A 15,418-nucleotide genomic window follows, 5' to 3' on the forward strand; every position below is an offset into this window, starting at 1 on the left:
CTATAAAAAGCTCTATCCGTTACAAACATAATCCCATTTTGATGTTGTGACGTATAGGCTAATGTGGCGATTAATTGTTCACATTGAATACATCATTGGTTACAGTGTAACTTTAGAGGCGATGTGAGCAATAAAAAATAAGACGTTGGAACTAAATCCGCGTTGGTCCGGTCTATTAAATTAGTATCATTGAACTGTATTGATACTGAAATGAATTTGTCATCTGAGAGAACTAACCTTAATTTTGAAGAGCGGCTCATAGGATTGAATTGAGCCATAGTTGATAGCTAGGTCATACTTTGATGTAAATGGTACTCAAAACTCTATAAATTTTGTGATTTGTATCATTGATCTGGACATCAAACACCGTTAGATTCGAATGGTTGGCAATAAAAATAGCTCATGAAGAGCAGTTAAAGAAAAGGAAATATCCCTTATGAAAAAAATGAGAAGAGCACAGCTTCATCGCGTTCGCATCCAATACTGGAAAGACACAGCGAAAGAAGCTTCAAAGAAATAAGCTTTAAATCGTAAAGCTTTAAGATAAAAAAAGCTGAAAAGCTTAATCAAATGTAAAACGCTACAAATCGATTTCATTAGCACTCTCAAGGACCTTCATCTGGTCGGCGACTAAAGAAATCATCCTCCAAAGAGCTGACAGGCATTAACAACAATGCATTCAATGTCAGCTCATTAATACCTCCTCTTAGATTCTCTTGTTGCTTCACTCTGTTACTCCTAACTAAAACCCCTCTGTCCCTTTGTTCTTGTTACCCATCTCTGTATTCGCAAAGTCGTGATCAAAAAAAGCTCCCGATTTCTCAGAAGCTTTGATTTAGATTTTGATATCTGATGTGGTTACCTGCTCGGGAGAGATAACACCAACGTCAGGAGCGAATGCGTTAACGTTGGAAGAGCGTCTTCAAACTGACATCATCGGTTCGGTTCAGCTTTAGGCTCAGCAGATAGCCACCAACACCGATCAGTGCGTAAATACCTAGAGATAAAATCGGCGCTTCTGCAATCGCACTTAATGGGTTGCTTGCTATGAGCACATTCATTGGCAATGACGCGATGAGAGATAGGAAGTCATTGATGCCATAGAACCCAAACACGGCGACAGAGAGGAACTTAATCGCATAGCTTGAGATGAAAATGACAAGCAATGGAGAGTTTACCAGCTGCGAAATCGCTAGAGTGACGGTTGCCAGTGGCAATAAAACCAGTGCAACTAACATCATTCGTCCAAAAAACACGACCCAGTTGCTCAGCACATAAAACAAAGATTGCTGCTCAACCAATAGCGCCAATTGTTGTTCACTTGAGACGTTCAATATCCAGAATAGAAAATCTGCGAACAGCACTAACAATGCACAGATAGCCGGAATAACCACTAAACCGAATCCTAGCTTCACGCCGTGAGTCATTGCGTTAGATACCGGCATACTTCTCCAAAACATCGAACTGCCTTCTTGGCGTTCTTTACGCAGCGTTTTAGGGATATATAGCGTCGACAGGATCAGTGAAATAAGGCCCGCGCCAAAGTAGATCACTGAGTTGAGATCTTGTGCGAACTCTCTGTGGATGTCGCTCACGTCACCGTTCACTTGCATTTCAAAAAAAAACTCATGTTGTGCTGCGCCATTAAAGAACAGACCAACGAACAGTAAGAAACCACATAACGCGACAAACAGAGGTAATCGAGTGTTAACTTTGTGCTCGATGAGTTCTTTTTCTAGCATGTAAAAACTTGGATGCATTATGCCTTCTCCATCTGTGTTGCAAGGAATAGATCTGCGAGACCAACGTTATAGATGTTACCCAGTGATTCAACCTGCGCTTTGTATTGACCTTCCAATAACCACTTAGTAGTGCCTAGCCCTGATTGTGAGGTCAGTGGGTTGAGTTTCTGAATCTCGCTTGAATGGTTGTTTGCGACTTCAATAATGAAATAGTCGCTCTCGATGTCTTCCATGCTTTTTTGCAGTACACAATGACCTTGCTTCAAAATCAGTACATCCGTTAATAGGTGTTCAATTTCTGAAACCTCATGGCTTGCAATGATCATGGCGCGTTCGCCGTCGTGGAACCATTCTAGTAGGTGGCGATAAAAAGTATCGCGGTACAGCAAATCTAAGCCCAGTGTAGGCTCATCTAAGATCAACACTTGAGTGTCAGTCGCGATGATGATCGCAAGGTGAAGTTGTACTTTCATCCCTTTAGAAAGCTGCTTGATAGTAGAAGACAACTTAATATTGGTGCTGCTTAACGTCTGTTCTGCTTTTTGCTTGTTGAAGCTAGGGTGCACACCTTGTGTGTATCGAAGCAGTTGTTTAACCGTCATCCACTCTGGTAACACGTTAACATCTGAGATGTACGACAAGTGCTGCATGAGCTCTGCGTGCTGGTGGATAGGGTGGTAGCCGTTTACTTCAATCTCACCTTGATAGTTGTGTCCACCAAGCAGTGATTTGATCAGAGTCGATTTACCCGCGCCATTGTGGCCAAGCAGACCAAGTACTTGCCCTGGCTTTAACTCAAAGCTGATGTTTTCGACACCCACTTGATTTGAATAGGTTTTGGTTACGTTTTTCACGGAAAGTAACGTACTCATGACTTGTCCTTTATATGTTGTGCTAGCTGTTTCACGAGTTCTTCGACACTCATATCAATGATGCCTAGCGTCTCAGCGATGGCTGGGATCTGTGTGTTGATGAATGATTGGTGTGCAGACTCTTTCAATTTTTGAAGTGCCCCTTCGGCCACATACATGCCTTGGCCGCGTTTTTTCTCTACCAAGTCTTCATCCACCAGTAACTGATAGCTTTTCATGACAGTAAGGTGGTTGATCTTGAGATCGGCAGCAACCGCACGCACAGAGGGTAATGCTTGTTGCTCTAACCAAACACCTTGAAGAATTTGGTCACTGATCTTTGCGGCAAGTTGCCTAAAGATCGGTTGGTCGTCTTTCCATTCGGTCATAATTAAAACTGCATGGTGATATACATGTGTATAACACTAACCTTTTTATACGAATTGGCAAGGGTTTTATGAAAATGGATCGGATATTTTTATAGTTGGATAAAGCATGTTTGGCGGGGAGGGTACTTGAAGCCTACTTCCTTGTGGGCTTTCAAGCAGCTGTATGAGCGATGATTATTTGAATAGGAAATGGTTGCTCATCAAGATTTCTATTAGGCAGGGCTTATTGCTCCTCTGAGTCATTAGGCCGGCTATACAGATAGCCTTGATGTAAGTTGTAGCCTAGCTGACACAAGATATATTGCTGCCTGCGCGTCTCGACACCTTCATAAATCATCGTGATATTTGATAAGCGTCCAATCTCAGAGATATTAAGCAATACACCCTGATGGTGCTCTCCTGACTCGATATCCTTAACAAAGCAACGATCCAGTTTTAGATAGGTCGGAGAGATTACATTGATGATTTCGATGTTGTTATTGCCCGTACCAAAGTCATCCAGAGCGATAGTGATACCAAGCTTTTTGATATCCTTAATGTTATCGATAACCTCACATCCATAGCCAATATTCGAATATTCAGTAATCTCGACGACAAATTCATTCGCTTCCATCGCGGCCAAATGCTCTCTGAGCTTTGCGAAGTTCGACCCCACCAAAGCGCTCGGACACACGTTGACACCATAGATCTCATGGCTGTTGTGTAATTTGGCTTTTCTGACCGTCTCGATGAGCAAGATAGTGTGAAAGGTGAGTAAATTGGTGCGTCTCATGGTGTTGATGAAGCTTAAAACGCCAACGTTACGCACACGAGATAGCAACTCGTAATACAGGACGCTGTTGTCTTCGGTGTTGATGATGGGCTCTTCTTCAAAGGAGATGTGTTTCCAACGAAACAGATAGATCATAAAGCCCAGAATATAGGAGCGATAAAGCAGTGTGGCGAGAATCAGAGAAAGCGCAGTCCACAGTACGACAATATCGTCACTGTAAAAGGTAATGGTTGCGCCGGTTGGCAGTGGTGTTTGATAGATAGCTTTACTTTCTTCACCAAGGTTCAGAATGTAATAACCATTTTTCTGGATCGAGACCGAGTCGACTAACAGAGGCAATAGTGAGTTTTTGTATCGAGCTTCAATAGAGCGCGTAGAAATACGCACTGTAAGGTCAATGTCATGCTTTGTGTCTGCGAAACGTGAATAAGCGAAATCGGCACTATCGTAAAAGTCATCAACTTGATCAAGGTCTACCATTTTCGAGCGTGTTTTGGATATATAACATGAACCATAAGACGTAGTCATGATGACAGAATCAAGGTTGAGCGAATGCCTTAATGAGTGCACAGCCCCTTGGTTATCGCACCCATAGAGCATGATTTCTTCAACAATATGTTTGGTGTTTTCGCTGTATTCATCTGCAATCTTCGTCGTATAAAGGATTTGGAAAAAGTAGACAACGAAGAGGAAAAATGAAGAGATGGTGAACACGGTTATCAGAGCCTTAATCAGTTCTCTATGATAGGTGTTGAACATCATTTTCAACATTTCTATCTGACTGGGCTTGAATTGATTGATGTCGTACTTTGGTGCGACGCAGTTTGTAGAGCTCTTATCGAGATCGATGAAGTAACCCACCTTATAAAGGTTAGAGATAAGCTCGCTATTATTATCTACCTTTGCTTTTTTACATAAGTTTCGATACTTCTTTCTTATTGAGGCGATGATGTTTTTTAATGCATACAAACTAAACTCTTCATCAAAATGTAATTTAAAAGACTCTTCAACATCTCGTGCAGATTGAGGGTTAGATATTGATGAGTGCTCAATAAGGTATTTGAATACAAAACTCTCTTTACTATTAAGACTTTCCTCTGATATCTTATTGCTATTGTTCTTGATGTATATTTTTTCTTCATTGTAGATCAGTTGCAAGCTCTCATTATTGTTGTTTATATTGAAAGAACAGTGCATGGCTCAACTCCTAAGCGACAGTTATTATATTTATGTGATTGATGTGTATTGGCTGGGATTTTCATTCAACCTAAGAGTCCTTTCCAAATAATATAACCAAAATGTCACCATTTTCTCTTAAGATGTTGATACTAATCGCAGAATTTGGGCTTGAATGAAAGGTTATGGAGATGTTCATCCAAAAGTTGAATTTATAAATGAAAGCCAATGATTTACAAGGGGTAAAGGGGATTTATCCATTTGTTTTGGTATTTATCCATTTCACCGCTTCTATGTGGAAGGTTTAGCTACTGGATTTAGAGGTTTCTAATGTAGCTTTTGATGGTATTCATTCGGTTTATTGATGTGTGAGATTTATCAGAATTTTTCAGGATAAACTTAGATTATGTCAACTTATGTAATGTTAATATAATTTAATTGAGACATGATTTTAGTAATTGAATTATATGGCTAGATGATGGCATTGATAATATTGTATTTTGAGTTTGCTTTATTTGTATTCTTACGTCTTATTAAATAATTAAACGTTTAGTTGGGAAGTTTTAGATAGCACGAGGGTGCTATTTTTACTTATATATTTATACCTATCTATTTATGAAAGATGTTTAATCAAAACACTGTTGATATATATCAGACATGCACCTATGTAGATCTTTACAGTCCAATTATAAAAAATGAGATATGAATTAAGTTCATGTTATAACGTAAACAGCACTTAAAGATGTAAGTAGCAACAACTTAACCCTATTCGTATTATTTTTGAACAAATTTATCGTAACCACATGATATTCAAAGAGCTGTCTCGATGGTTTAGCTCTAACTTCTGAATGAGTAAAATCGTTGAGTATTTAACATGCGCCATCAAGTACGACGATTTGAGGTTCTTTTTCTGGTTGATAGAGCACCTGACAAAAGTCACCTTCAGGTGAATAGGTGTAGCTATCTGCGTCAAAAGAGATAGCAGCTACTCTTTCGGCATTGCTGCCAGGATCGACTTCTTTGTTGATCACGTGAAGCTCTGTTCTGTCGATATTGAGCAGCCTTCTTAGTGAATCCACATAAGCTATTGGGTAGCCATGACAGACGTAGTAGGTTTCAATTTCCGTTTTTTCTACATAGTTGCACTCTCCCTCAACGCCAGCAATCGCAGACTTGGCGTAGATCATATCGATACCGGTACGTAGGTTACCCGCTACGTCGTTTATTTTACTCGCACGTGCGCTTCCTTGAACGTTTAAGAACTTGACCATAGCCGTGGCAGAAAGGATAGCCAAAATTAAGACAGCGATGATAAGTTCTAAGAGAGTGAAGCCGTTTTGTCTTCTCATATTTACCGATTATTTGATCTGATTGAGGGGCTGCATGAGGGTAATCTAAATACCAAAGCCATTACAGAAGGTAGGTATATCTGTTATATGGCTTACAGGTTGATTTTTCTCAATAATTGCATAATAAACAATGCTTTAACTTCGGCTTATCGTTGTTGGCCGCAATGTAAGCATACGTAAGCGTTGATGCGGGTATCACTCTCTGGACTAAGTAGTGTTCAAAAGATCTAACTTATTGATAAATAAGTTTTTAAATGTCTATTAATCGACCCGTTAAAAATTGTCTTTCGACTTCATTTGACGGGATGGGCTTACTAAACAAGAACCCTTGAAGATACTGGTATCCACAATCGATCAAGAACGCTTTTTGCATTTCGGTCTCGACGCCTTCAGCAACTACTTTTAGCCCCAGTTTGTCGCAGATGGCATGGGTGGCTTGGACTATTGCTTTGCTCCCTTTGTGCGAGCCATGGACAAAACTTTTATCGAGTTTAACGGTACTAATTGGCAAGTCATGCAACATTGAGAGTGAGGAGTATCCTGTACCAAAGTCGTCAAGGTGAAGTTCTACGCCCAATTTTGATATATCACTTAATGCTTGTCTGACTTCGCCATGCTTGAAGATCATGGAAGACTCGGTGATTTCAAGGGCAACGCTTTGAGGCTGGATATTGTAGAAGTTCAGCATTGCCGATAGCTGTTCGGCAAAGGTAGCGTGCATCTGAATGCTCGAGATATTGATGCTCATCATCAACTCATGATCAAACTCTCGTTGCCACATCGATAACTGTTTGAGTGCGGAATTGAGCACCCATTTTCCGAGAGGAACTATTTGCCCACTTTCCTCCGCTAAGGTAATAAATTCGTCAGGAGCGATGTCACCAAGTTCTTCGTCCGACCATCGAAGTAAGGCTTCAAACCCTTTCACCTTGTCGCTGTTAGTGTTCATTATCGGTTGGTAATGAAGATTGAGGTCGTCGTTCTCTAAGGCATGCGTGAGTCGATGACGGATCTCTACCTTGCGGTGAAGGGTTTGTGCTAAGCAAGGTGTAAAAGTTTGAAATCGATTTCGTCCATTTGCTTTGGCCATATGCATCGCCATACCCGCTTGCTTGAGCAGTGACTCTTGATCGACGGCATTATCAGGGAAATGAGCAGTACCGATGCTGCAACCAACAGACAAGGTGCCAATCCCTCTGATGTGGAAACTCTTGTTCAAGGCTTCAATAATACGCGAGCAGAGCAGCGGGATATTGTGATTTCGACAGGCGTGGGCAATCACAATGAATTCGTCGCCACCAAATCGACCGATCATGCACGTCTCGTCGACGAGGTGTTTAAGACGTTCGCCAACCTGCTTAAGTAGTTGGTCACCGACACTGTGTCCATAAGTATCATTGACCAATTTGAAGCCATCAAGGTCGACAAACATCAACTCAAAGGGCGAGCGATAGGCAATACTGGTTTCTAGAAGGTTGGTGATCCCACGGCGATTATAAAGCTCAGTTAAACAGTCGTGCTCAGCGTTGTATCTGGCTTTGATCAGTTTCTCTTTTTGTTTAGTTGTACAGGTGAGGTTTAACAGAAGCTCGCTTTTATCAAATAGCCATTTTCCTTGAACGTCAAAATGATGGGTTTTGTTATCTATTTCGCAGCTGACTTCTTCTAAAATCTCGCGGCCTTTACGCGCAGCAAACAACCATTGTGCTGCTGTCTCTTCACTTGAAACGAAGTCGGATAGAGTACTAAACGGTGAGCCATAGTTTTGAAAGAATGCGGAGTTAGCACTCACTACGTTTCCTGAGTTATCAAATAGAAGGGATAGATTTGCGCCATCAGAGCAAGCTAAGTCGTGCTTTAGGCTGCCTTCTTCGGCAATGACTTGTACCAACATTCCAGTTCGACCGTCGGGCAATGGGATCCCAGAAAATAGGCATAATGCACGTTTAGAAATGTAGTTTGGCGTGAAGTTCCACCATGTTTTGATGCTTTCGTTACGTAGAAATTGTCTTTGGTATTCTTCCAGTGTTGCTTCTATCGCTTTTGACATCTCGACACTAAAGTCACGTGATGTCAGCTCAAACATCGACTCAGACTCCCAGAGGGGGAGGGCGTTACTATTTGCCCAAGTTATTCTTTTATTATCAATGTCATATATCCAAATAGGACACTTGAGATGCTCGAAAGGTTGATAATTGGTCATCATATTGAACTCGGTGAACTGATGTGTTGGTCGAACAGTGCCTACCGAGATCATGCATTCAGTAGGCGCTTATCAAATTGAATTCTGGTCTTCAACAGTCGTTAAAAAGCCGTGTTGAAGAAGAAAAAGGTGCTACAGAAATGAGTGCGCTATAGAACTCACAGTTGAAGGCCATCTTTTGACTAATGTTATTTTTGGCGCGACCTGAATGTTTATCCAAGAATTTACCTGCGCTTGAATCGGATTCACTATTTCTTGTTTATTGCTATCAGCTAATAACTGCGTCGAAAATAAAGCGGTGCTGGTCAGTAACAGTGAAAGCGGTTTGTTCATCTTAAAGTGGACCCTGTGAGGTAGTGGTGATTAGCAAATGCTGGATCGAGTTATCAATTTCATGAATATTACTTGAAGAAGATATTGCTTAATAGCGCCTGCCGAGGCCCTGGAAATGTAAAACACTGGCTGATGGGTAACGTAATCGATTTCCTTCGACTGTCGAACGCTAGAGTCGGATTTTAAACCTCTAAATATGTCATTTGTCAGTGATATTAACCGCCAAGTCATTACTATTTGGAGGGTTGATTTGATTGGGTTTTGTAAATGCCTTAAATGTAAGTGTGAGTAAGAAAATAAAGCAAACGTAAGCGTTGTATAGGCAATTAAAACACCGTGAATATCGAGTTATTGATGGCCAACCTTCTTAAACCAAGGAGTACTGGTGGTTAAGCACTGCGTTTTGTAAACGTGTATGTACAAAAGTGATTACAATGTTTTGCGTACGGTAAAAGTGAGGCTCGAATCACAACATTGATGATATATGAGCAGTATATATACTGCCCTCGCTTTTAATAAATACTGGTGATAGTAATGTCGAAAACCAAAGTGCTCATTGTCGAAGATGACCAAGAGATAGCTCGTTTAACTACGCTTTATCTAGAAGCTGAAGGCTACGATGTTAGCGTTGTTCATGAAGGGAATTTAGCACTTGAAGCGATCCGCAGTATTGAACCTGATTTAGTGCTGTTGGACTTGATGCTTCCAGGCATGAGTGGCGCTCAAATTTGCCGTCAGGCTCGAGAGTTTTACAATGGAATAATTTTAGTGTTGACCGCCTCTGCCGATGAAATGAGTGAGGTAAGCTTATTTAAGTTTGGCGCGGATGATTACGTTGCAAAGCCTATTCGTGGCCATGCCTTGTTGGCGCGAATTGAAGCGTTATTACGTCGAGCTGCTCCTATTGCTATCGCGCCGGAAAAGACGGCTGAAAAGCAATGCGATATTGTGATCAACAATATTGCTCAAAGTGCCACTCTGTATGGGCAAAATCTTAAGCTTACTTCTGCCGAGTTTGAAATCTTAAACCTTCTTGTGAATAACATCTGTCAGGTCGTGACTCGAGACCAGTGCTGTCAGTTGTTTCGAGGAATTGACTATTCGTTTAACGACCGCTCGATTGATATGCGAGTGTCTGGTTTACGCCGGAAGTTACGTATTCACGCAAAAGACAAGCAGTTGATCCGTACGGTTCGAAATAAGGGGTACATGTTGGTTGCGTAAGTTTATTGCTACGAAACTTCGCTCGGTTTCGATGTTTGCTCGTTTATACCTTGGGATTGTGACTGGGATGTCGGCAACGATATTCTTGTTTTTGAACCTTGGTGAAGGGCACATGCGACGTGATGAGATCAAAACGTTCCTTAACGATGGCATTTACTTTGCGGAGCAGTATGTTCGCCAACACCACCAGGAAAACTCGCTATACAAAGAGCTCGATAGAACAGGCTACCAACAATTCTATATCTTCAATTTACGCCTGTTGAAAAATTGGTCGGGAGAGGCACCTTGCAAACGATGTGAGTTATATACGACTTTGAACGGTGTGCCGATATACCTCAGTGACAACAATCTCTATTCGGCGGTGTTTCAGTTGCCAAATTCAGAATCTAGCTTTGCGTTCAGTGAGGTAGGGGACTTCTTCTCTCCTGAGATTGAATGGTATGAGGATTCAGAAAGGCACTTTTTGTTAGGGCTGTTACTGGCCGTTATTGTGGCGATTGGCGCAAGTGTTTACTTACCTGTAAGACGTTTTCAAGAAAGAATAGAGCTATTGGTTGAGAAGCAAAAGCAATTTGGTAAGGGGAAGCTCAGTACTCGATCTGACTTGGACGACATCCATCCCGTTTCTGATTTGGCCAGAAGCTTTAACTTCATGGCTGAAGAGATAGAGAGCAAAGTAAAACAAAGCCATATCTTTGCGCAAGCTATCCCTCATGAGGTACGTACTCCTTTGAGTCGTATTCAGCTGGCGACCGATATTTTGAGAAGGGGAGCCCCCGAGAAGCAGCAGGTTCTTTTCGATGATATTGATACCTACATTGAGGATATCAACGAGCTCACCTCAGAAATTATCATGCTGTCGAAATTGAATGTCATGGATAACTCTTTCTTTGAACTGGTAAAAGTAAGAGCGAACTTACTTGAATATTGTTTAGACCGGATTCGTTACTCCGAACTGGATAACGTGACCTTCGAATCAAATGTAACGCAAGATTGCGCCATTAAATGCGACTGCTCGATGGCGCGTTTGGTGTTTGATAACATTCTTAAGAATGCAGGCAATTACACGCAAGACAAAGTATGGATGACTCTGGATGAGAACTCAGAAAATTGGCTGGTTCTCATTGAAGATAATGGTTCTGGAATTCCAGAAGATAGGCGTGACGAAGTATTCCTTCCGTTTTCTCGCTTGGATTCTAGCAGAAGCTCAACCACCGGTGGTTTGGGTTTAGGCCTCGCGATTGCGATTTCAGCGGCTAAAAAGCTTTCTTGGGATATCAAAATTGACGACAGCAACCGTGGTGGAGCCAAGTTCAGTATCGTGATTCCTAAGACCGTATAACTGGGCGCTCTGAGAGTTACTTAGGTTCTAGGTTCGTAAAATAACAAAGCCACGGTTGAATACCGTGGCTTTTTAGTATGCTCATTTACATAATAGTGACTGCTTAGGCTTAGGCTTAGGCTTAGAGCTTAGAGCTTAGAGCATAGAGCGATGAAGTCCATAAATAGCGTGGTCTACGATGCGGCCATTCAAGTTCTCGTTACGAGTTATAATACCTTCTAACGTGAAATGTAAGCGCTCACAAACTTTACGGCTGCTCATGTTCTCAGTGGCAGCTGATATTTCAATCTTTTCCATATCTAACTCATTGAAAGCAATATCAATCAGTTTTTCGACCACACGGGTGACTATCCCTTTACCTTGGTATGATTCAGACAGCCAGTAGCCTATCGTGACTTTCTGTTTGTTGTGGTCAATGGTGTTGAAGCTACAGTTACCGATGATATTATCTTTATACACAATCGCACATGTCATGCTTTGGCCTTCCGCATAATCGTGTAGCGAGCGCTGGATGAAGATCCTAAAGTCTTGCTCGGTTTTACAATGTGGTGGCCACACAAGCCATCGGCTTAGATACTCATTCTGACTTTGTGAGATTTCCGCATAGTGAGAAGCGAAACTCTCTTCAACCAATGCGATGGATAGTTCATTATCGATAATCGTTTTAAACATGTCTTTCCTTTTCTTTTGGCTGATGATTTAGTGATTTTTGGTCGGCAGACTATAATGTCGCATGATTTTCAATATGCAACCACTTGTAGCACGGATTTTTCGTGATACGTTAGTTCTATCACGAAACTCATTAAACCTTACAATAGTTGTGTATATAATCATTAGCTATGCATTAGTATTAGCAGCCTAAATATATAAAAACTATAAAAATGCTAGGCTTAAATAATGATTCAACATTGCCAAGAGGTAACCGTAGACCTGAGAAAGGCTCTATTTGGTATTGCTAAGGCGCTTGATAACGTCGGTTTCGAAAGCAAAAACCATGGACAGAGGGTCGGTTATATCGCGTATCGATGTGCACTGAGTGTCGGATGGGAAGAAGAGCAGGCGCAACTTGCGTTTTCATTGGGGTTAATTCACGACTGTGGCGTATCGCAAATTGATGAGCAGCTCAGCTTAACTTCTGGGTTTGTGCCCGACTCGAGCTATCACCATTGTCAAAAGGGCTACCAAATCTTAAAAGAGTGCCCAGTTCTTTCTATATTCGCTAAGCCGGTTCTTTATCATCATACCCCGTGGGTTGAGTTAAAGGCTATTCATATCAGCGAGTTAGAAAAAGAGTTGGCTGCGATCGTGATGCTTGCCGACAGAGTCGATTATCTATACGGCATCACTTCTTCTGATCGTTATGGAAACCTGACACCAGATGGAAAAGCGAGCATCATTGAACGTTTGACAGAACAAGCGGATGAGATGTTTGAAACCAACCTTGTCCAACATATGTGTGAGTTGGTCGATCTGGATGATTTTTGGTTCTCGATGGAAATCCCTTACATCGAGAACATGAGGGATAACTTTGAGCCTGTGCCATTCTTCTCTCAACAAATGTCTCTGGACGAGACGGTGGCCTTTGCCGAGTTTATCGCCAATGTTGTTGATACCAAAAGTTCGTTTACTTTTAAGCACTCGTTGAAGGTCGGGCAGCTTTCTGAATATCTCGCCAAGCAGTTGGGTTATTCATACACCACTCAGCGTAAACTCTACCTAGCGGGTCTAGTTCATGACATCGGTAAACTGCAAACACCTAATGACATTCTTCATAAGCCAGATTTGCTGACCGAAGAGGAGTATTGCTGCATTAAACGCCACGCAACGGATACTCGATTCGCACTGCAAGAGCTGTTTAGTTCTCCTCAGGTATGCCAATGGGCATCCAATCATCATGAAAGGTTAGATGGATCAGGTTACCCAATGGGTAAAACGGCGGAAGAGCTGGATCAACCGAGTCGGATCGTCGCTGTGGTAGATGTATTCCAAGCATTATCTCAATCACGTCCTTATCGTGCTGGTATGACGTTAGAACAGACGATGGCTATTTTGAGAGACCATGTTGAAAACTATAAGTTGGATAGAGAAGTGTTTGAATGTCTTGAAAAACACGCACAGTACTGTTTCGAGTTATCAACTGATAAAAGAATGTACGCGTTTTAACGCTAGTGAATGGTTTCGAAGTGTGATGCCTTCACTCATACTCGATGAGAAATGACCAATCACCAGAAATAGAAAAGCGATAGCCTCGGCTATCGCTTTTTTAATGGGGGCTTTCAGGAGATAAACATCAGTAGGAACTAAAGGTTAAGGCCTAAAAATTAAAGCTAGTATCGTTTTAAGATCTCGATGATCTCTTGCTCTGTTTCCGCTGCGATAATGGCATCAATGTCATCATCATTTTGGAACAACTCTGATAGCGCCATAATAGTATGGATATGGCTATCTGAGTCCATCGCTGCCAGAGTGATTGAAAGGTAAACGTCACCGTTGTCTTCCGACTCTAAATCAACACCCTTCTTGAACACCGTCACTTGCAGAGATGCTTCGTTCACACCATCTTCAGGACGAGCATGAGGCATCGCAATCTTTGGTGCTAGAACATAGTACGCGCCAATGTCCTTGTGCTTTTGTTTGATAGCTTCAACATAGCTTGCTTCAATTTTGTTGCTTGCTAGCAGTGTTGAACAGGTTAAATCAATCGCAGCATCAACCGTTAAGTTCTCTTCAGAGTTGATGATAACGCCTTGGTCACCGATTAAATCGAATAGGCTCATGAAACAATCCACCCTAGAATCAGGCCAACAACACCGAAGTCAAAGTCAGCAAACGTTGTTGCTTCAAGACCCAGGCCACCCAGTACAGGAAGTAGCAGCATCGGTAGGAAAGAGATACATAGGCCTTGCGTGAATGAACCTAGAATTGCGCCACGTAAACCGCCGGTTGCGTTACCGTAAACGCCTGCCGCACCACCTACGAAGAAGTGTGGAACCACGCCCGCTACAATGATTGTCCAACCAAGTGCACCTTGTACTGCCATTGCTAGTAGACCAGCAGCAAAAGAACAAAGGAAACCGATAAGTACCGCGTTTGGCGCTACAGGGAATACCATTGGGCAATCTAGAGCAGGTTTTGCGCCCGGTACTAGCTTGTCAGAAATACCTTTAAAGGCAGGAACGATTTCAGCAATTAGCATCTTCACACCTTGCAATACGATGTAAACACCACCGGCAAAGATTAGAGATTGCATGAAGGTAAACACAACCCAGTTTTGACCGCTTGATACTGTTTCTACAAACTCGCCGCCCGCAATAATAGACGCAAGCATGAAGAAGATTGCCATTGTTGTTGCTACGGCTACTGGCGTATCACGCAGGAACATTAAGCTTTTAGGAACTTGGATGTCTTCTGTTGATTTTGATGTGTCACCGAATTTGCTACCAATGAAGCCAGACACGATGTAAGACAGTGTCGAGAAGTGACCGATAGCCAGTTGATCAGTACCCATTACTTTTTCAGTGTACTTTTGGCCTAGTGCTGGCATCACAACCATTAATGTACCGACAATGATAGAGCCGATTGCGACTAGAGCAGTGCCTTCAATGTTTGCTGTAGACAGAATTACCGCTACTAGCATAGACATGAACATTGTGTGGTGACCCGTTAAGAAAATATATTTTAAAGGAGTAATACGAGCCAATAAAATATTCACAACGAATGCGAAGAACATAATTAGAGCCATTTCATAACCGAATGCTTCTTGTGCTAATGCAACAATTGCTTCGTTATTTGGAATAACACCACTTACGCCGAATGCTTCAGTAAATACAACTGAGAAGTTATTTAGTGCGCCAACAAGAGCGCCAGCACCAAAACCTAAAATTAGGAAACCCATTACGGTTTTAATTGTGCCTTTTAGAATAGTAGAAATATCAGCTTTTTGTGCAACAAGGCCAATGAAAGCAATTAAGCCTACCATGATTGCTGGCTCTTTTAATAAGCCGAGCATGAATTCGAAAAAGTTTTGCATAATTTTG

12 protein-coding genes are annotated in these 15,418 nt (G+C 41.8%); 3 read left to right on the top strand and 9 right to left on the bottom strand.

All coding sequences use genetic code 11. The features are described from left to right. Window positions 1-902: 902 nt before the first annotated feature. From L3V36_RS06100 to L3V36_RS06125, 6 genes are all read right to left on the bottom strand, one after another. Entirely contained in the window at window positions 903-1,760 is an 858-nt protein-coding gene (locus L3V36_RS06100; protein WP_017083226.1) for a hypothetical protein, read from the bottom strand. After that, the gene (locus L3V36_RS06105) at window positions 1,760-2,614 is read right to left on the bottom strand and encodes an ABC transporter ATP-binding protein (protein ID WP_017079596.1); all 855 of its coding nucleotides are present in this window, start codon (window positions 2,612-2,614) and stop codon (window positions 1,760-1,762) included. Before L3V36_RS06105 ends, L3V36_RS06100 begins: the two co-directional genes overlap by 1 nt. Further along, window positions 2,611-2,982, bottom strand: coding sequence for a GntR family transcriptional regulator (locus L3V36_RS06110; protein ID WP_004729948.1), 372 nt, complete (start codon window positions 2,980-2,982; stop codon window positions 2,611-2,613). The genes L3V36_RS06105 and L3V36_RS06110 overlap by 4 nt, the downstream gene beginning before the upstream one ends. A gap of 223 nt (window positions 2,983-3,205) precedes the next feature. Next, the gene (locus L3V36_RS06115) at window positions 3,206-4,951 is read right to left on the bottom strand and encodes an EAL domain-containing protein (RefSeq protein ID WP_102446844.1); all 1,746 of its coding nucleotides are present in this window, start codon (window positions 4,949-4,951) and stop codon (window positions 3,206-3,208) included. 848 nt (window positions 4,952-5,799) lie between these two features. After that, the gene (locus L3V36_RS06120; RefSeq protein WP_102555887.1) at window positions 5,800-6,279 is read right to left on the bottom strand and encodes a type II secretion system protein; all 480 of its coding nucleotides are present in this window, start codon (window positions 6,277-6,279) and stop codon (window positions 5,800-5,802) included. A 250-nt stretch (window positions 6,280-6,529) separates the two neighbouring features. Next, window positions 6,530-8,536: an EAL domain-containing protein gene (locus tag L3V36_RS06125; RefSeq protein ID WP_208774656.1), complete on the bottom strand. Its 2,007-nt coding sequence runs from the start codon at window positions 8,534-8,536 to the stop codon at window positions 6,530-6,532. A gap of 813 nt (window positions 8,537-9,349) precedes the next feature. Here L3V36_RS06125 and L3V36_RS06130 point away from each other — a divergent pair. Both L3V36_RS06130 and L3V36_RS06135 read left to right on the top strand, forming a co-directional pair. Beyond that, window positions 9,350-10,039: a response regulator transcription factor gene (locus tag L3V36_RS06130; RefSeq protein WP_004729957.1), complete on the top strand. Its 690-nt coding sequence runs from the start codon at window positions 9,350-9,352 to the stop codon at window positions 10,037-10,039. Next, window positions 10,032-11,381, top strand: a complete 1,350-nt coding sequence (locus L3V36_RS06135; protein ID WP_102446842.1) for a HAMP domain-containing sensor histidine kinase — start codon at window positions 10,032-10,034, stop codon at window positions 11,379-11,381. The genes L3V36_RS06130 and L3V36_RS06135 overlap by 8 nt, the downstream gene beginning before the upstream one ends. A 135-nt stretch (window positions 11,382-11,516) precedes the next feature. Here L3V36_RS06135 and L3V36_RS06140 read toward each other — a convergent pair whose 3' ends face one another. Then, complete coding sequence (locus L3V36_RS06140; protein ID WP_102446841.1) at window positions 11,517-12,053, bottom strand: GNAT family protein; 537 nt, start codon at window positions 12,051-12,053, stop codon at window positions 11,517-11,519. 225 nt (window positions 12,054-12,278) lie between these two features. Here L3V36_RS06140 and L3V36_RS06145 point away from each other — a divergent pair, with 225 nt between their 5' ends. Then, window positions 12,279-13,544: an HD-GYP domain-containing protein gene (locus L3V36_RS06145; protein WP_017079603.1), complete on the top strand. Its 1,266-nt coding sequence runs from the start codon at window positions 12,279-12,281 to the stop codon at window positions 13,542-13,544. Window positions 13,545-13,708: 164 nt separating this feature from the next. Here L3V36_RS06145 and L3V36_RS06150 read toward each other — a convergent pair whose 3' ends face one another. Together L3V36_RS06150 and L3V36_RS06155 are read right to left on the bottom strand one after the other, a co-directional pair. After that, window positions 13,709-14,158, bottom strand: a complete 450-nt coding sequence (locus tag L3V36_RS06150) for a PTS sugar transporter subunit IIA (RefSeq protein ID WP_004729965.1) — start codon at window positions 14,156-14,158, stop codon at window positions 13,709-13,711. Continuing rightward, window positions 14,155-15,411, bottom strand: a complete 1,257-nt coding sequence (locus tag L3V36_RS06155; RefSeq protein WP_004729966.1) for a PTS ascorbate transporter subunit IIC — start codon at window positions 15,409-15,411, stop codon at window positions 14,155-14,157. Before L3V36_RS06155 ends, L3V36_RS06150 begins: the two co-directional genes overlap by 4 nt. Window positions 15,412-15,418 lie beyond the last annotated feature (7 nt).

Source organism: Vibrio sp. G-C-1, assembly GCF_021728015.1.
Taxonomy (GTDB): Bacteria; Pseudomonadota; Gammaproteobacteria; order Enterobacterales; family Vibrionaceae; genus Vibrio; species Vibrio splendidus.

Bases quoted from the DNA above. Each gene is read 5' to 3' on its own strand.
- L3V36_RS06100 (WP_017083226.1), bottom strand. From the start codon at position 1,760: ATGCATCCAAGTTTTTACATGCTAGAAAAAGAACTCATCGAGCACAAA.
- L3V36_RS06105 (WP_017079596.1), bottom strand. From the start codon at position 2,614: ATGAGTACGTTACTTTCCGTGAAAAACGTAACCAAAACCTATTCAAAT.
- L3V36_RS06110 (WP_004729948.1), bottom strand. From the start codon at position 2,982: ATGACCGAATGGAAAGACGACCAACCGATCTTTAGGCAACTTGCCGCA.
- L3V36_RS06115 (WP_102446844.1), bottom strand. From the start codon at position 4,951: ATGCACTGTTCTTTCAATATAAACAACAATAATGAGAGCTTGCAACTG.
- L3V36_RS06120 (WP_102555887.1), bottom strand. From the start codon at position 6,279: ATGAGAAGACAAAACGGCTTCACTCTCTTAGAACTTATCATCGCTGTC.
- L3V36_RS06125 (WP_208774656.1), bottom strand. From the start codon at position 8,536: ATGATCTCGGTAGGCACTGTTCGACCAACACATCAGTTCACCGAGTTC.
- L3V36_RS06130 (WP_004729957.1), top strand. From the start codon at position 9,350: ATGTCGAAAACCAAAGTGCTCATTGTCGAAGATGACCAAGAGATAGCT.
- L3V36_RS06140 (WP_102446841.1), bottom strand. From the start codon at position 12,053: ATGTTTAAAACGATTATCGATAATGAACTATCCATCGCATTGGTTGAA.
- L3V36_RS06145 (WP_017079603.1), top strand. From the start codon at position 12,279: ATGATTCAACATTGCCAAGAGGTAACCGTAGACCTGAGAAAGGCTCTA.
- L3V36_RS06150 (WP_004729965.1), bottom strand. From the start codon at position 14,158: ATGAGCCTATTCGATTTAATCGGTGACCAAGGCGTTATCATCAACTCT.
- L3V36_RS06155 (WP_004729966.1), bottom strand. From the start codon at position 15,411: ATGCAAAACTTTTTCGAATTCATGCTCGGCTTATTAAAAGAGCCAGCA.